13 protein-coding genes are annotated in these 17446 nt (G+C 69.6%); 6 read left to right on the top strand and 7 right to left on the bottom strand.

Translation table 11 applies throughout. The features are described from left to right. The first annotated feature begins 30 nt into the window (after positions 1–30). Complete coding sequence (locus ACY34M_RS35155) at positions 31–2187, top strand: hypothetical protein (protein ID WP_462716763.1); 2157 nt, start codon at positions 31–33, stop codon at positions 2185–2187. Positions 2188–2247: 60 nt separating this feature from the next. Here the strand turns inward: ACY34M_RS35155 and ACY34M_RS35160 are convergent, their stop codons facing one another. The 6 genes from ACY34M_RS35160 to ACY34M_RS35185 form a co-directional block, all read right to left on the bottom strand. Next, positions 2248–4443, bottom strand: a complete 2196-nt coding sequence (locus ACY34M_RS35160; RefSeq protein WP_462716764.1) for an SUKH-4 family immunity protein — start codon at positions 4441–4443, stop codon at positions 2248–2250. Between the two features lie 123 nt (positions 4444–4566). Beyond that, positions 4567–5367, bottom strand: a complete 801-nt coding sequence (locus tag ACY34M_RS35165) for a hypothetical protein (protein WP_462716765.1) — start codon at positions 5365–5367, stop codon at positions 4567–4569. Then, positions 5360–11725: a toxin glutamine deamidase domain-containing protein gene (locus tag ACY34M_RS35170; RefSeq protein ID WP_462716766.1), complete on the bottom strand. Its 6366-nt coding sequence runs from the start codon at positions 11723–11725 to the stop codon at positions 5360–5362. The genes ACY34M_RS35165 and ACY34M_RS35170 overlap by 8 nt, the downstream gene beginning before the upstream one ends. A gap of 321 nt (positions 11726–12046) precedes the next feature. Then, positions 12047–12358, bottom strand: a complete 312-nt coding sequence (locus tag ACY34M_RS35175; RefSeq protein WP_462716767.1) for a hypothetical protein — start codon at positions 12356–12358, stop codon at positions 12047–12049. Between the two features lie 72 nt (positions 12359–12430). Then, positions 12431–12901: a hypothetical protein gene (locus ACY34M_RS35180; RefSeq protein WP_462716768.1), complete on the bottom strand. Its 471-nt coding sequence runs from the start codon at positions 12899–12901 to the stop codon at positions 12431–12433. Between the two features lie 144 nt (positions 12902–13045). After that, positions 13046–13498 (bottom strand): hypothetical protein, encoded by a 453-nt coding sequence (locus ACY34M_RS35185; RefSeq protein ID WP_462716769.1) that lies wholly within the window; start codon positions 13496–13498, stop codon positions 13046–13048. A 208-nt stretch (positions 13499–13706) separates the two neighbouring features. On the opposite strand from ACY34M_RS35185, the gene ACY34M_RS35190 reads away from it, so the two are divergent. Both ACY34M_RS35190 and ACY34M_RS35195 read left to right on the top strand, forming a co-directional pair. Further along, on the top strand, positions 13707–14144 hold the full coding sequence (locus ACY34M_RS35190; RefSeq protein ID WP_462716770.1) for a VOC family protein: 438 nt from the start codon (positions 13707–13709) through the stop codon (positions 14142–14144). Positions 14145–14183: 39 nt separating this feature from the next. Then, on the top strand, positions 14184–14786 hold the full coding sequence (locus ACY34M_RS35195) for a hypothetical protein (RefSeq protein WP_462716771.1): 603 nt from the start codon (positions 14184–14186) through the stop codon (positions 14784–14786). Between the two features lie 31 nt (positions 14787–14817). On the opposite strand, the gene ACY34M_RS35200 is transcribed toward ACY34M_RS35195, so the two are convergent. Further along, entirely contained in the window at positions 14818–15495 is a 678-nt protein-coding gene (locus ACY34M_RS35200; protein WP_462716772.1) for a DUF4232 domain-containing protein, read from the bottom strand. Between the two features lie 229 nt (positions 15496–15724). On the opposite strand from ACY34M_RS35200, the gene ACY34M_RS35205 reads away from it, so the two are divergent. The 3 genes from ACY34M_RS35205 to ACY34M_RS35215 are packed head-to-tail and all read left to right on the top strand — an operon-like array spanning position 15725 to position 17428. After that, positions 15725–16192, top strand: coding sequence for an LAETG motif-containing sortase-dependent surface protein (locus tag ACY34M_RS35205; protein WP_462716773.1), 468 nt, complete (start codon positions 15725–15727; stop codon positions 16190–16192). Positions 16193–16214: 22 nt separating this feature from the next. Beyond that, positions 16215–16931, top strand: coding sequence for an RNA polymerase sigma factor (locus ACY34M_RS35210; protein WP_462716774.1), 717 nt, complete (start codon positions 16215–16217; stop codon positions 16929–16931). Continuing rightward, positions 16928–17428 (top strand): hypothetical protein, encoded by a 501-nt coding sequence (locus tag ACY34M_RS35215; RefSeq protein ID WP_462716775.1) that lies wholly within the window; start codon positions 16928–16930, stop codon positions 17426–17428. The genes ACY34M_RS35210 and ACY34M_RS35215 overlap by 4 nt, the downstream gene beginning before the upstream one ends. The last annotated feature ends 18 nt before the right edge of the window (positions 17429–17446 follow it).

The raw sequence follows: 17446 nt of genomic DNA on the forward strand, positions 1-17446 counted from the left end.
CCGTCCAGGACGAGGAGGGAGTACCGGAGCATGATCGGGCGCTGTGAAGTGAACGGCTACACAGCCGAGTTGGACGACGATTTCCGGGTCGTCTACCGCAATCCACGCGGGAGGCAGCTTCAGCAGGTACCCGACTGGCTCGCGGACAGCCACGGCGTACGTCGGCTGTACCGGCTGCGACGGGCGCTGAAGGGACACCGTACGCGGGCGAGCGCACAGGCCGAGGCCTGGGCCGCCGCGGGCACCCGCGTGCCCGCGGCTCTTGCCGAGTCCGACGCCGTGTGGCGCGAGGCGCTCGACGACGCCGGTGTCGAGGTGATGCCGGCCTCGCCCGCACCGGAAGCCGAAGCGGAAGCCGGAACGACGACGCTGGTCGCGCGGACGTACGCCCACCCCGAGGGCCCCACCATGACGCTCCTCATGAAGGCCGCCCCCTTCGCACGCCACTGGGACGCGCTGCTGGCGTCGAAGGAGGAATGGGAGCTGACGGACACGTTCGCGACCGGCATCCGGACTCCGGGGGACACGGAGGAGGGCGAACCACCGTTTCCTGAGCGGCTGATGGCGGCGCACCCCGGCCGGGAACAGGAGGCCCTGGAAGCGGCCTACGCGTTCGGCTGGAGCCTCTGGGGCGGCCCGGGTCTGTACAAGCCCGTCCTGGACGACCGCTTGGAGGACTTGGCCACGACCGCCCCCGGCTTTCTCCCCGCCGTCCTCGACGAACTCGCCGACATGTGCGTGCAGGAGGGCGGAAAGCACAAGGAGTACGCCACCGGGTACTTCATGCGCGCCAGGAACGCCGAACGCGAGCACCACACCAAACTCGACGAGCGATGGCTCGACGCCCGATACGCCACCTTCGCGGACCATGGAGCGCTGGCCAGCGGGGCGGTACGCGCGCGTGCCAAGGAGCTCGCCCCCAAGGGCGCGGTGGTCTCACCGGAACGGCTGCGGCGTTTCCGTGACGTACTGGTGCGACGCGTCCACACACCCCGGGACCTGTATCCGGGCATGGCCGCGGACCTGCGCAAGGTGGCCCGCGCGGCGAAGGCGAATCCCGAGTCCGAAGTGGCCGCTCTGCTCGAGGACATCGTGCCGAAGATCGGGCTGTGCGCGGGCGACGTGAACAAGTTCTGGGCCGACGCACTGAAGGGCAAGGCCCTGGAGCTGCTGGTCGAGCGACGTCCGGAGACGGTGCACGACGTACTTCGGCTGGTCCCCGGTGACGCGAGCAGCGCGGAGGAGTGGCAGTCGCTGCTCCGGCGCAGCGGTGCCCTGGCTCTGCTCACGGGCGAGAGCGCGGGGCTTCCCGCCGGCGAGGCCGCCAGCCTGCTGCACGGCTGGCTGGCGAGCGAACCGCTCGGGCAGGCGCGCGCTGAAGAGCTGTACGACGTGGCGGTGAGCCTCGCCCCGCGCCTGGCGGCCGACGCGGTTCCGGTGCGCCTGCCCTACCGTGATCCGGCGCCCGGCTGGTGGGCCCCGCTGCCGCTCGACCTGGCGGACGAACTCCTCGAACACGGCGTTCCGTTGGAAGACCCGCCACCGAAACTGGGCAGCCCCGGCGCCGGCCACATGCTCGTCCACCGGCGCCCGCACCTGACCCACCTGCTCGCCGACCCGCGTTTCGCCCGCGAGCTGCGCGCCGCGCTCGACAGCGAGCTGGAAGGGGTGGCGCTCCGGGACGGAGGAGTCCCGTACCGCCACCACTACCGCCCCCACCAGGCCGTGGAACAGGGCAGCTGGCGATACACCCCTGGCGTCTGCCGCACCACAGTGGGCCGCGAAGTACTGAACACCTGTTTGGACCGCCAACGCGAACGCCTGCGCACAGACCTCGACCTGAACGGCCTTGTCCGCGTGATCGCCCCCTTCGTACACATCGGCGCCGCCGCCGACGAACTACTGAAGAACGAGACGGCGGCGAGGGAGTTCGCGTCCGTGGACGTGGTGGCGCTGGTCCTGGCCGACCTCCCGATTCAGGCCGGCCGCCCGGCGGTCGAAGCCTTGATGGCCTCGATGCGCCCCGCGAACCTGATCCGCTGGCCCACACCAACCCTGCGCGCCCGCTTCGACGGCACCTTGCCCGGCTTGTCCGACGCACAGCTCGAACAGGCGTGGGAGGCAGTGCAGACGGGGGTCAACTGCCAGGAGGGCCTGAGGCGCCTGGTCGGCCGCCTCTCGGAATGACCGAACGAGTCGGGCGGGAACTGGTGGGAGACCGGGAGCGCCTGCGCCGAGGCAGTGCTTTCATGTCGTATTGTCGTAGACGTACCCCCATGCGGGCTGCTCACCGCCCGTCTCGTCGATCTCGGCCAGCGCGTCCAGGGACCAGTAGGTGATGTGGCTGCGTTCGGAACTCATCGCGGGCGCGAGGTCCCGCGAACGCAGCCCGGTGACGAAGAGCGCGACCATGGTGAGGAAGCGCTCCAGGTCGCAAGCGGCGGGAAGGGCGGCCAGGTCCTCCTCGCCGGGGCCGGTCGGGACGCGCAGGACGTGGCCGGTGGGTCCGTCGATGACGAGTGCGCCGCCCATCCACTTGCCGATCTGGAAGAACGGGCCGCGTTCCGTGGCGGGCTCGACATCGTCCGGCCAGTCCACCTCGTCGAACAGCTCAATCTCCCCGTCCCCGTACGGCAGGAGCACCATGGCTCCCTCCGTCATGTCCGGCAGCCCGAACTCGGTGAGCAGCTCGCGCGTCGGGCGATGTGTCAACCCATCGGGAAGTTCCTGGGGTTCGGCCCAGAAGATGGCGTCCTCGCCGAACAGCGTGATGAGGTCCCGGTGGCTCGGGGGAGCGGCGTCAACGGGCCTGCTCGGCTGCGCGCCCGCGTAATCCCGGGACAGGTGGTTCCTCAGAGCGCCGAAGGTCTCCGAGGGGTCCACGCCGTCCGCCGACTGGATGGCGATCAGCCCCGACTCGCCCGCGAACATCACGGCGTCCCCCACCCGCAGTGGCGCGCAGGGCAGTGCGAAACGCCGTGCGCTGCGCTGCTGCGACGACGAGACGAAGAGGTCGGCGAGGCGCGTGAGGGGCTCGGCAGGCTCGACGTCCGGTGCGCCCGACGCCTCCGGTGGCATCGCCGCCGGAGGCAGCGCCAGATCCGAGCGGTGCTCCTCCAGGGCGTTGTTCCGCTCCCAGGGGCCTGCGAGCAGCTCACCCGTCTCCGCGTCCCGGACGGTGACATACGGCTCCGGCATCCCGTCGACCATCCGCGAGTGCAACCCTGCGACGGCGGGCCGTTTCTGCCAACGGACCTCCGCCAGTCTGGAGAACTCGCCCGCCGTGAGGAAACGTGCGTGACAGCCGCCTGGCGGCCGCCAGCGGGTCCACTGCGCGTGCCAGGGAAGCGAGACACCGGACGAGGCCACGGACCGCGCGTACTCGAAGTCGTCGCGCGACCAGGCCATCAAGTGCAGCCAGGAAGCCCACTCGCGCTGCTGTGCCGGCACAACGCCCCATCCCCACAGATGAAATGCGTCGGCGGCGGGACTGTTGCCGGGGATGATGATGCTGTGGCTGCGCGCCGAGTCCATGAGTGCGGTCTGCGGCAGGTTGGCCACCGTACGACCGTCACGCAGAAGTTCTTCGTACGACCCGGCCTGCACGGCGTGAATGGCGAGCCCGGCGGCGGCGTAGAGCCCGACGGCTCCTGACCGGGCCCATCCCTCGGGATGGCGGAATTCGGCGGACGTACGCAGCAGCCAGTCGACCACGTGCCGATTGACGTGCTCGACGTGCTCGGGAGCGACCTCGCGTCGCAGGGCTTCGGCCACGCCCTCCTCGACGAAGGAGACTCCGAGCGGGCCCGTCAGGAGAACGTCCGCCTGCTGCCGGGCGAGAGCGGTGAGTTCGTCCGCAGTCATGGTCTCGCCGGTCAGGGCGAGGACGAGCTCAGCCCACACGGGAACGGGCACCGTGCGAGGCTCCGCCAGGGCGAGAGCGCGCACGGCGGTCGGCACATCGGGAGCCGGCGCGGCAGCAGTCGGCTCGGCAAGATGGAAGAGATTCCCGGGCTGCAGTCCCCGCGGCAGGAGTCCGGCATCGGCATCGGTCAGCACGGCCAGCTTGCCGTGTGCCAGCATGCCGACGGTGCTGCGGATCAGCCGCTCCGGCTCGTACGACCGCCGAGTGCCCCCGGCACGGCGGATGTTGACGAGCACCAGCAGACGCTCTTCGCCCATCGTGCCGAGTGTGGTCGACCAGAACCCCCGCTCGCCGGGAGACAGGTCGATTCCCAGGGTGGTCAGGGCCTTGTGCATCACTTGTTCGGCGTCGAGCCCGGCGACGTCGACCAGCACACTCCCCGGCACGTCTTCGTGCACCCGCCGCAGGACGTCCCCGGCATCGACACCGTCCGGAGCCACGACATGGCCAACCGTGCCGCCCCGCCCACCGGCACGCCACCATGCGTCCACGCGGTCGTGCAATTCTCCTGCGGACATGCCCCCGGATGGCACAGTCATGTTGCCTTTCGTCGCTGCTGGTTCCGAACTCCATCACGGTAGTGGGACGACGTCGCCGCCGTGTCCCAAGCCCCCCGGCCGCCCTGCTGGCGTTCCGTGTGCCTATTGCGCGCCGAGTGCGTCCTGGACGGATGACCGCACTCGGTCGTCGCCGTTCATCGCCAGGTATTCAGCGAAAGCGTGTGCTTCCGGGGTATGCGAACGCTGGACGATGGACACCGCGTGCAGGAGGGCACGGGTATTTGCGGCCTGTGCAAGTACATCCGTGGCCAGCGTGACCGCACTGGCTGCGTCCACAGGCGACAGGGCGGCGGCCAGGTCCACAAGTTGAGTGGCCAGGTCGAACTTCAAGGGCTTTCGCGCTGCGAGGGCCGCCGTTCCGCGCGCTACTACGGTACGAATCGGTGAAAGCAGGGATGCAGCCGTGGGGGTATCCAGTCCATCGCCGAGCTTCTCGTCGAAGTACTCACTGTCGGCGATGCCGATCAAACTCTTGAAGCCCTCGGTGCGTTGGTCCCAGGTGTCCTTCTCGCGAGCGAGGACATCACTGTCTCCCACAGCCAGAGCCAGCTGGGCGAAGGTGTTGTCCACCGAGAACTTGCGGTCTACGAGAAGGTCGTACCAAGGCGCCTGCTTGGGATCCCGGGCGGCTTCGATCACGGCCGCATAACCGGCCGGCTCGGCCCAGGTGGTCAGGGCGACGCAGGACAGGAAACGCTCGCGGTCGGGGGCCGTCGGATCCTGGAGGAGGGCGGTGAGCCCGGGCACGCGTTCACGGTGGCGGGGATCGTCGAGGGCTTCGTAGACGACGTCCTCGAGATCGTTGGTGGGCCGACCCTCGAAGTCCGTGCCCAGCAGCGCCTCGAACCGGTTTGCTCCCGATTCGTTCACGAAGTCAGCCACCGAGCGGCCCCTCAATGTAATCGTGCGGAACGACGCCCTTGATAAGCCATTCTTCGTCGCGTCGCGTGTTCATCATGTCGATCATACGTTGCGCAATCCTCTTGGCCTTTGCGTTGCTGAGGCCCTGTGCCCGAGCCAATTCCTGAGCCTGTGACTTGCTGGTACCAGTCGGTACCGTCAGGTCCACAGGCCTGCCGGCGATCCTGTCTGCGTTCTCCTGGATGATGCTCTGAACCCTGTCGGGGGAGTAGACCTCGACGTCCTGGACCCTGCCGGCGGCAATGTCCTGTTCCAGCCGGTCCAGGTCGATGCGAATGCGATTCGATCCGAATGCCTTCGCGTTGGCACCTTCCGAACTCAAGGAGGTGAAAGGACTGTCCGACTTGGCCGGATCGCGGCCCACTATGTGATCGACCACGCTCGCAGTGCCGTGCGGGTTGGCGGGGACCAGGTCGCCTTCCGAGTTGATGTGCGACTTGCGCTGGCCTCGACTGTTCATCTCGGACTCGAAGTCGTCGTCTTGGCGCACGAGGCCGGGCCTCGGCTCACTATTGCCTTCGCCCGCGGCCGGCGCTTCGGATTCGGGCTGTTCGCCGTTGGAAGGTTCGGTGCTTCCGGCCGGGTCGGCCGGGGGCCTGCGGTCTGTGCCGGCCGGGTCTGATGGTGGTGTGCGGTGGTGAGCGTCGAGCTCGCTGGGGTTCGGCGGGCCCGACGGCGGTTCTTGGGTGGGTGGTGTCGTCTGGTCAGGAGACAGCGGTGGGGTCTGGTTCTGGTTGGTCAGAGCTTGGGCGAGGTCGCGGACGAAGTTCAGGTGCTGCTGGATCTCCTGGTCCATGAGTTGGCGATTGGGGGTTTTGTAGCCCTCCGTCGCCTTCTTGGCCTCGGCCTCGGTCATGCCCTGGTCTCGGAGGGCGGCGCGCTCCTGGTCGCGCAATTCCGTGCGCTGTGGGTCGACCCGGTACGTCGTGCTGTAGTACACGGGCACCTTGTTCATCGCGTCGGAATCGCGAATGGTCCGGGAGCAGTCTGCGTGCCCCGAGTTGTCCTTGCGCAACCCGCAGGGCTCCCGCTCGGTGTACAGGCCGGCGACCTTGTACGGGGGCCGCCCCTCGGCTTCCCTGCCCTTGTTGAGTTGCTCGATCGATTCCAGGATGTGACTTTCCGAGTGCCGTGGGCGCACGGCGTCCCCGGCGGCCGGGACCGAGGAGTCGATGATGTAGTGGCTTTCGCCATCCTCGCCGACGACCTCCACCACGGCGTAGTTCTTGTCGGAGAAGTCCGGGGAGTTGCGCTCCGTCGCGTCGAGCAGATCCCTGAGGTCCTGCGGGACGTTGTCCTTGGGGCGCGCGGTGGCCTCCCGTCGCGAGGAGGCCACGGACTCGTGATGGTCGTGCGCCGGGTCAATCCGCTGACGCTTCTTGGGTGGGGCGTCGGCGTACGGGTCGTTGTTGGGCGCGGGTTCCGGGCTTGCGCCCACCGCGTTGTTCGCGTGGAAGGAGTGGCTCATCCGGCCCAAGGTCGCGAGCGCGGCGTACCGGTCACCGTCGTTCATCTGCGACCATGCCGGGTCGAGATGACGACGCATATCGCTGTCCGTGAAGTTGGTCGCCGGCATCGAGACGTTGTCCCGGTGCGCCTGAAGCGCCTCCTTGTGCTCCTTCTTCGCCTCCGACAAGGCGTTCTTCGCGGCGTTCAGTCTCTGCTCGGCTGCCGGCCGCTCCGTCGGACCGGCCTTCTGCAGATCCCTCTTTGCGCTGGCGGTTTCCTTCTTCGCGTCGTCGAGCGCCTGCTTTGCGTCGCGGACCTGCCGCGCGGCCTCCGCATGTTGCTGCCGTCGGTCCTGGGACTCCTGCAACAGGTTGCCCAACGCAGAGGTGGGCGGGTCGCCCTGAGGCTGCGCCCAGGCGCGCATCTGCTGCTGGACCGGTGTCAGATCGATCCGTCGTACTTCGTGCTCCCGCCGGAGATCCTGCTGTGATTGATCAGGAGGGAGGTTCGCATGCTGTTGGTCCGGGGCTTCCGGGTCGGGCAGGCTCTGGTTTCGCTGCTCCCGAGTTGCTTCGGCTCCGTGCCGGCTGTCGGACGGGTCAGTGGTGCCGGCCGGCCCCTGCGGCAACGGGCGGTCGGTCGCGGCCGGGGTGGTCTGACCCTGGTTCTGCGTGGCCGGCTGGCTGGTGGGGTCGATGGGGCGGCGGTTGGCGTCCAGGGGGATGGCGAAGACGCCGTTGTTGCCGTTGTGGAGCGGGGTGGTGCTGCTCTGACCCGTCTGTGGGTCGGCGTAGACGATCTGGCCGTTGTGATTCACCACGTTCCAGGCGTGGGCACGGCCATCGGCGTTCTGGGTGATGATCACGGCCTGTGAGCCGTGGCCCTCGTTGAGGAGAGAGGTCTCCAGATTGTTGTACGCGTCTCTGCCGTCACCGAAGTCGCTGAACTCCGCGCCCAGGGTGTTCTCGATGCGGTCGCGGCCGCCCGGCTCGGGAGTGTCGGCGGGGGTGCCGTCCTCGTTCGGGCTGCGGCGGGCGGCGACCGTGGGGTTGCCCGCGTACGAATCGGCGAACGCCAGTGCTCCGTCCGGGCAGTTGACGTCGCGGCCGGAGTCGTCGGGGTTCTGGCCGCGGATGTCGTTGAGCCAGGAGCCGTCGCGCGGGTCGGGGGCCTGCTGGAACGATCCGTCCTCGTTTCGCGGGAAGTTCTCCTGCTGCGCACGGTGGTCGGCGTCGGTGGGGTCGTCGTAGCCGTCCGGCGGGCCGGAGGGGCGGGTGGCGGTGGACGGGAGAGGCGGATCCGTCGACTCCGATGCGTCATCGGTGTCGTTGGTGTCATCGGTGTCTTCGGGGTTCTGAGCGTTGTCGGCGTCGTCCGTGCTGGCAGTGTCGTTGGTGTCCCGGGCGGCGTCGGTGTCCTGAGAGTCCTGGGAGTTCTGGGAATCCCGCGAGGACTCGGAGTCCTGGTCGCCCTGTGCGTCCTGGTCCGTCTCGGGCTGCGGGGCGTCCTGGGCCGTGGTGGAGTCCGTGTCCGGGGAGGGCTCGGGTGACTGGTCCGGGGTGGACTCCGGAGTGGTGGTCGTGTCCGTCGAGGTGTCCGCGTTCTGCGGGGACGTCGTCTCCGGAGTCGTCGAGTCGTCGTTGTTGGAGGGTGTCTCGTCCGTGGACGGCTCCGTGGACGGTTCGGTCGACTCGGTGTCGGGCGTCGGCTCGTTCGTCGACGCGTCGGTGTCCGGAGTGGTCTCCGCGGACGGTTCAGGGGTCGACGGGGTCAGGAAGTACGGGGTGATCGGGTTCCGGTTGGCGTCCAGGGGGGTGTAGAAGACCTCTTGGGCGCCCAGGTGGATCGGGTTCTCGCTGACGAGGCCACTCTGCGGGTCGACGAACAGGACCTGACCGTTGTGGTTGACCGCGGCGAAGGCGTGGCCGCCACCGCCCGGCCAGTTGACGCCGATCACGGCCGCCGAGCCGTGCCCGGCCTGCGACAGCTCATGGGTTATTCGCGCGTAGGGACTGGGGTGGTCGTTGCCCGCGTACGTGCTGGGGGCGCCGGCCCAACGCGTCTGGTTGTCCAGTGCGTTGTGCTCCGGAGAGAAGCGGTTGAGGCTGCCGTCCGGGTTGGTGTCCAGGGTGCGCGGGGCGGACACCGTCGGGCGGCCGAACCACGTCTCGAGGAACGAGCGCGTGCAGTCGGCGCAGTTGTTGGACCGGCCGGGTACGCCCGGGCCGCCGTCGTTCTGGAGACCGGCCCAGTTCCCTTGCCGTGGGTCCGCGTACACCTGCGGGGTGCCGTCGGGGTTCCTCGGGTGGGCGTTCTCCAGGTCCTGCTGATGGGCGGGGTCGGGCGTGGACAGGCCCTCGTGCGGGATGTTCAGGTCGTTGCGGATGTCCGAGAGGTTGTCCGCCCCGGGCACGGGCGGAGGCGCTGTGGGGTGCTCGGGGGTGCTGTCGTCCGCGGGGGACTGGTTCTGGTCGGGCGTCTGGTTGTTGGCGTCCGGCTGCTGGGTGTTCGGCTGTTGCTGGTCCGGCTGGTGGTTGTCCGGCTGGTGGTTGTCCGGCTGTTGGTTGTCCGGTGCCGGCATGCCCTGGTCGTGCTGCGTGGGAGCGGGGGAGTGGGCCGGTGGCTGCTGGTCCGTCGGACGGTTCGCCGGCTGCTCGCCGCGGGGTGGTGTCGTGCGGCGGCCGGGCGTATCCGTACGAGGTGTGTCCGCGCGCGGCGTCGTGGTGGGACGGCTCGGTGTCTCGGTTCGTGGTGTCTCGCTGCGCGGCGGCGACGCGGGCCGGGACTGCTGGGTGTCGCGCGACGGCGTCGTGGGCCTGGCGGTCGGCTGTTCCGTACGCGGCGTCGTGGCGCTGGGCGTGCTGGACCGCGGGGTCGTTCCTGAGGTGCCGGCGGGCGGTGCCTGCGTCGGGATGGGGCCCGCCGTCGGCGGGGGCATGGCCCCGGTGGGTGCGGCCGAGGGTGTCGCGGACGACGGGGCCGCCTGCTGCGGGGTGCCGGCGTCACCGGCGTGGGCGGCTTGGGGCGGGGGCGTCGCCGTGGCGGCGTTGCCCATGAGGGTGATGTCCGGGTCGTCCGGGTCGTTCTGGTGCTGCGGGGGTGTGGACGGCGTCGATGCGTGGCCCTGGCCGGGGCTGGAGTGTCCGCCGGGGGCGTTGCCGGGCATGGCGCCGCTCGGCATGGAGCCGCGGCCGGCGCCCGGGCTCTGGTTGTCGTTGTTGCTGCCGTCGTGGCTGGTGCCGTCGCCGGCATCGCCCGGCGTGGGGCCCTGGGCCGGTGCGGGCATGGTGGTCACCGAGTCGCGGTCGACCTGGTGAGCGCCCGGCTCCGGGCCGGAGTTGTCCGGGGCCGGTGTCGGGGTCGGCGCGGGCTCGGGCGTGCGCTGGTCCGGGATCGACGCGCCCTGCTCCGGCGTGTTGCCGCTGATGCCCTCCGGGCGGCTCGGGGAGGCGCCGTCCGGCGTGGTGTCAGGCGTCGGGGAGCCGCCGACGTCAGGCGTACCCCCTGGCGCGTGGCTCGGCGGCGAGTCCGGTGTGCTGTCGGGTGTGCTGTCCGGACGGGCGTAGTCGGGGGTGGTGTCGGGGGCCGGTCCGCCCTGGATGTCCGGGTTCGCGGAGGACGGCGTGGACGGAGTCGACGGTGTGGAGGAGTCCGGCGACGAGTCCGGGGTGGACGGGTCGTTGCCCGGCGACTGACCGATGCTGTCCTGGTACGCCTGGGTGCCCACGTCGAACGGGCTGGGCGGGTCGGAGCCACGGCTCGGTGCGGGCGAGGACGACGAGGGGTCCGAGGAGCCCGGACCACCGGCGCTGTCCGGCCCGCTGGACGGCGTACTGGGTGTGGACGAGGGCGAACTTGAAGGCGACGGGCCGTCGGACGACGGGCCCGACGGGGAGCTGTCCGGGCCGCTCGACGGCGACGAGGCCGACGGGCCGCCGATGTCGGGTGCCCTGCGTCCGGAGTCGTTGCCGCCCGAACTCGGCGAGTTGCTGGGACTCTGGGACTCGCCCGATTGACCGCTCTCGCCCGAGGGCGAGTTGGACTGGCTCGGCGAATTGTTGGAACTGGGGGAGTTGTCCGAGCTAGGTGAATTGCTCGGGCTGGAGGGCGAGTTGTTGTTCGACGACGAGGACGAGTCGTTGGACTCCGACGAGCTGTCGCCGCCGTCGTGTCCACCGCCGGTCAGCCCGCCGCGGGCCGCATGCCCCGCACGGGACCCCGCGCCGTCACGCAGGGACTCGCCGAAGGTCGAACCGGAGTTCTTCAGGGCGTTCTTGCCCTCTTCGTAACCCGTCTTGGCGGTGCGCCCGAGGTCGTAGCCCGACTGCTTGCCGAAGTTCTGCTCGACGGTCTGGGAGACCACGTCGGAGACCATGGCTTCGAGAGCGGAGACAAAAGGTTCCTTGGCAGTCTCCAGGACTGCCTGGAGGATCTGTTGGGCTATCTCCTTGAGGAGCTTGCGCAGGATCATCCGCGTGGCGGCGGCAGCGCCCATCGCGCCGATCTCGGACAGGCCCAGCGTGAACGGGGCGGCTGCCTGCGCCGCGGCGATCTCGAGCGCCAGGATGACCAACTGGGCGATCACCGCGATCTTCATCCCGATGATGAGCATCGCCGCGGCGTCCATGCAGATGGCGATCAGCTCGGCGCCCTGGCGGGCGTCGTCGAAGTAGCCCGAACCGCCGGCGAACTTCTCCCAGGTCTTGGTGAAGCTGTCGATCGAGTCCCCGGCGTTCTCGCCCAGAACGTTGCCTGCGGCGGTCATGCCCTGGGACTGCAGGTCCGTCACGTCGGCGGCGAACTGGCGCCAGACGTTGGCGCACTCCATCATCTTGTCTTCGTCGCCTGTGGGCCATTCGAAGCCACACATCTCGAGAAGCCACTCAAGCCCGTTGGGCAGCATCAAAGCCACGACAAAGACCCCCGTTGTCGCCATGCAGTTTCGTGTTGTCCCCGGCCCTGTGGGCCGGGCGGCTCCGTCCGCCTCACCGCCGGCGGAAGAACCCCTGCTTTCTCTGCTGCTGCCGGAGACGCCCATGGACGCCTCGTGAGTGCTCAACCGGCTTGCGTCGGCGCAGAGCCATGCTCCTGCCAGAGCCTACCCAAAGGCCCTGGCGATCCCTCACATCCCCTGTGTCACAGTGCTGTTGCAGGCGCCCGCAGACGGTGCCCACTAAACGGCGCCCACGACCTAGCCGCCCGGCCGGGTCAGACTGCGGTAGAGCTCGATCGCCGAGTCCGGCGGGAAGTTGGGGACGTAGGTGACCGCCCCGTCCACCTTGGAGATCACCATGTGACTGCCTCCAGGGGGCGCCTGGACGCCGGGAGGCGGCGGGGGCATGACGGCGTGGACGAGGAAGCCGATGTCGAACTCCGCCACATGCAGCGGCGCCGGGTTTCCTTCCAGGTCCAGTACTTCGAACCGGGCCCGAGCGGCAGCCAAAGCCTCTTCGGCGGTGGTGGGGACCGGCTGTACCGGTGGGGGCGCGCCGGGTTGCGACACGAACTTTCTCCTATCGGTGAAGGGGTGGCTTCGGGACGAACATCACGTGTCCGTGCATTGCCTGCTTGTGGATCACGTGCTCGCGGACTTCAGGACCTGCACCTCGCCGCCGAACTGGTTCTCCGGCTTCTGCTCCTTGATCAGAGCCTCGGTGAAGTCCTCGTTCTCCTCGTGGTTCTTCGCCATCCGCTCCAGCGCCTTGCCGATTTCGTTCAGCTTGGTGGCGAGGTGATCCATCGAGTCCGTCATGCCGTCGCGCAGGCCCTCGTAGACCACGCCGAACTTCTCGCCCAGCTCGTCGTCGCCCCAGGGCGGGGTGCCCGCCTTGTCGCTGAAGGTGGTCAGACCCTTCCAGGCGTCCCCGGCGACGCTCGCGAACGTCGTCTCCTTCGGCGGTTCGCCTCCGCCTCCGCCGCCGTCACCTTGCGCCGCCAGACCGCTCCTCAGCCGCTGCGTCGCCTGGTAGAAATCCCTGCCGAGCTTCGAGAAGTTGCCCCCCTCGGTCCTCAGCGACTCCGGATTACTCCTGAACCCATCGCCCATGATTACGCCCCCGCTTCACCAACCGACGTCGTGGAACCGCCGGTTCACGACCGCTTCATGTCTGTCACAGCGTACCCAGAGTCACTGACAAGACCTCAACCCTTGGGTGTCACAGTGCTGTTCCGAGGAGGAGGGCCGGGCGGCTCAGTCCCGGTGGCCGCGGCCCCGCTTCTTCGACCCCGTGAACAGATCGGTCGAAGGACCGTCGCGCTCGTCGCGCTCCTTCTGCGCTTCCTCGTCCCGCTTGCGCTCCCACTGCTCGCGCTTCTCGCGCTCGGCCTCGCGGTCTTCCATGGTCTGCGACTCCGCGGCACGACGGATCTCGCTCATGCGGTCGCCCAGCGCGTCCATGTAGCGCTCGTCCTTGATGGCGTCGGTCATTCCCATGCGCCCCGACAGGATGCCCTTGGCCATCTCCTGGAGCGGGCCGTTGACGTTGGGGTTGTTGGCCAGCGTGCGCAGCGCCCTGTGGAGGCTGCGGGCCTGCTCGGAGTCGTGGGCGACGTCCATCAGCTCCGAGTCGTCGATCTCCCGATCGTTCTGACCCGATCCCGAACCCGATCCTGATCCCGGTCCGCTTCCCGGCCTGCTGTTCATGAGGACCCCCTTCGAGCCCAGAGGGCCCTTCACACACGCGGAACGCGGCCTGCGCATTCGCCTACAGCCTGTTGCAACTGTTGACGAGCTTATCCAGCGCACCGTTCGAACCGTCAACCCGACCGCGTCCGCTCACCGTTAGCCGGACGAACCGGCGGTCGCGGCGAGCCGACCGTCTCAGTCCGCCCGGCTCGGTAGCATGCGGAGCATGGCCATCAAGCTTGAGAACGTCGCCATCGCCGTTCGCGACCTCGAAGCAACGATCTCCTTCTTCACCGACCTCGGCCTCACGGTCATCGGCCGAGACACGGTCAGTGGCGAGTGGACCGACACCGCCGTGGGCCTTGACGGCAATCACGCCAAGATCGCGATGCTCCAGACGCCGGACGGTCACGGTCGCCTCGAACTCTTCGAGTACATCCACCCCGAGGCGATCGAGACGGAGCCCACGCGCCCCAACGAGATCGGCATGCACCGCGTGGCCTTCTCCGTCGACAACATCGACGAAGCCCTTGAGACGGCCGCCAAGCACGGGTGCCGTCCGCTGCGCGGGGTGGCGACCTATGAGGACATCTACAAGCTCACGTACGTACGCGGTCCCAGCGGCATCATCGTGATGCTCGCCGAGGAGCTGAAGAAGGGCTGACGCGTCTCCCTGAGCCCGCGTGCTCGGGAGGCCACTGACATGTCCGACGCAGTACTGATCCTCGCGCTCATCGCCTTCGCGGTCCTCACCCTCATCGGGCTGCCCTTCCTCTTCCGCCACGTTCATGTCGGCTCGGCCACCGGGCGGCAAGGGCGACAGCAGGAGATCCTGCGATCCCTCGACGGGAGGCCGGAGGCCAAGGTCCTGGCCTCCGGTACCGGCTGGTCCATGGACCAGACGCTGTGGGTCGCCCACCAGCACGGGTACGAGCTTTCGCACATCGAGGGCTACGGCGCACATCCCAGGTATCTGGTGCTGCGCTCCACGCGTGTGTTCACACCCTTCCCGTCTCCGCCGCCTCCGCCGCAGGGGACGTTCCCACCACCTCCGGGTTCGCCCGAACTGCGCCCCGCGTCCGAGGAAATGAGGAAGGCGGGCAATCCTGGAGCAGCCATTGCCCTGGTCTTCGTACTCGGCCTGCCGGGCGCCGGCGCGGTGGTGAAGGCCGTCATCGCCGCCCGACACGGGGAACCCTTCGCCGTGCGGGCCGCGATCGGCGTCGTGCTGCTGGCCGCGGCGGCAGCCTGCTTCGTGTGGGGCCGCCGCGCGGCACGGCGCAACGCTTCCAGGAGCATGGGGTAGACGTCACTTTCCATGCTCCGCCGGGCCGCTCTTACTTGGTCGTGTGTGTCGGGTAGACCTCGACGTCGGTGTAGGCGCCCTTGATCTGGCCGGCGCCCGCGGGCCACTTCAGGCTCACCGTGTGCGTCTCGTTCGGGGGCGTGACCAGGATGTTGGTCGGGGAGGAGAGGCTGTTGCCGGTGGTGTCGATGTCGTAGGCAAGGTTGAAGACGGCGGCGTCGCCGGGCTTCAGGGTGGTGACACGCGGCTGGGCGTGGCCGCGCTCGATGGGGTTCGAGGTGTGGTCGGCGTCCTTGATGTCGACGCCCGCGAAGCCCGTCGCCGAGCAGGTCGTCGAACCCCGGTTGACCATCGTGATGTTGATGCGGCCGGAGTTCGCGTCGGGCGCGGCGTCCGTGGCGTCGATGGCCAGGTCCTCGGTCTTGCAGAACGTCACCTTGGCACCGGTCGTCGTCGCGCCGTTCGTGCCTGCCTCGGCCTTGGTGTCCTGGCTGCCGGACTCCGACTTCGTGTCACCGGCCTCCGTGCCGCCGGAGTTCGAGTCACTCCCCGCCTGCGAGCCGTTGTCCGAGGAGGAAGAGGTGGAGGACGAGTTCTTGGCGGAGGAGTCCGTGCTCGTGCCGGTGTCGTCGCCACCACCGCAGGCGGTGAGCGAGAGGGTGGCGGCGACGCTGATGGCGGCGAGAGCGGCGGTGCGGGTGTACTTCACGGTGTTCCCCCTGGAGGTGCTTGGTGTGTGCGGTCTGAAGTATTTGTATCTCGCACCGAGTCACAGGCGTTCCTCCGTGACGTCCTCGTTCTGTCACAGGCCCCGTGGCCGTTCCGCGTCGCCGTTCAGAAGATTTTCGTGACGTCGCGGCAACCTGACGGGGGTCCGCGCGTCGTGTGGGGGTGAAGGGTGCCGTCCGGTGCTCTTGCCCCGACCGTGGAGTACGACCGTGAACCACCGTGTTTCTCTTGCCGCCGCCCGCAGTGCCGTCGTCGCCACCGGGCTGCTGGCCGCCCTGGCCGCCGTGCCCGTCGCCCATGCCGAGCCGTCGGAGTCGTCGGTGAACCCGGCGCGTCCCGCGGCCGCTGCCGACGTCGAGACGCCCAGCGCGGCGCCCGCGGCACCCGGCACGAGCGTCCCGAAGCCGGCCACCAGCACCCCGCCGTCCGCCGAGCCGACCGCCGCGCCCGCCAAGCCGGGCGACGGTGCCACGGAGGCGCCGAGCGCTGCCCCCACCGAGGCCCCGAGCGCCGCTCCCGCCGAGCCCGGCACCCCCGCGCCCGCCCCCGCCGACGACGAGCTCGCCCATACTGGTTCGTCGAACACGACCAACACCGTCATGGCCGCCGGGGCCGTCGTACTCGTCGCCGGTGGTGCGGGGGCCGTCCTCGCCGCACGCCGCCGCTCGCACCGCTGACGCAGCCCAGCAGAGGAACCCTGTGCACTTCCCCGCAGCCCACGAACTCGCTCCGCCTCCACGGCCGTTCATACTCCCGCACGGCCGGGCCAGACCGGCGTGGCGGGATCTGCTGCGCGGGCTGCTGAGACGGGACCGTTCCACTCTCGAAGCGGCTCCCGGCCCGGCCACCGACAGGCCGGGCCGGGCCCCGCTCGCGTCCATGGACGCGAGCGGCGGTCCGTACGGTGTCACGTCCCCGCACCTCGACCGGCCACCCACGATCAGCGAGCTTTACCACGCGCACCGGCTGCGCATGGTCCGGCTCGCGGTGCTGCTCGTGGACGATCCGGCCACCGCAGAGGACGTCGTGCAGGACGCGTTCACCGCCCTCTACCGGCGCCACGGCGAACACATCAAGGAAGTGGACAACGCCCTCGGCTACCTGCGCACCTCGGTCGTCAACACCGCACGCTCAGTGCTGCGCCGACGCCGTACGGCCCGCGCCTGGACCCCGCCACCGGCCGGCGAAGCCCCGTCCGCGGAGGACTCCGTCGTCCTCGACGAGGCACACCGCGAAGTCCTCGCCGCGCTCGGCCGTCTCACGCCGCGCCGCCGCGAAGTCCTCGTACTGCGCTACTGGGCCGAACTCAGCGAAGCCGAGATAGCCGACACCCTCGGCATCAGCAAAGGCGCGGTGAAGTCGAACGCCAGCCGCGCCCTCGACGCCCTCGAAAAGATCCTGGAGGGCCGGATATGACGCCCCGAACGCCCGGACCGCCCCGGATCGACCCGGCCGACCAACCCGAACACCCCACGGAGCGGCGCCTGCGCGAGGCACTCGCCGCACGCGCCGACAGCATCACCGTACGGACCCTGCGCCCGGCCCGGCCGCCCGGACCACACCTGCGCCGACTGCCCGCCCTCCGCCGCATCAGGGCCCGGTACGCCCTGCCGCTCGCCGGTCTCGCCACGGCGGCAGCCGTTGCCGTCGGCTACATGGCCCTGGGCCCGGATCCGGCCCCCGATCGCGCCCCGGTACCGCCCGCCGCGCCGTCGTCCTCGACGGCACCACCCGACCAGCGTCCGACGCCGAGCCCGTCGCGGTCGAGCCCGTTCAGCCCGGTGCCGCCGACACCGTCGAGCTCGGCGGTCCCGGACTCGGCGGAGCCGCCCGGGTCGTCCCCGCCCGGGGCGTCGTCCCCGTCCGCGCCGAATACGCAGCGTCCTAAGGAGCGGCCGACCCCACGCGATTGAGCCGGGGCGGGTGGCGGG

The sequence above is a fragment of the Streptomyces sp. EDA2-14 genome, from assembly GCF_054963755.1.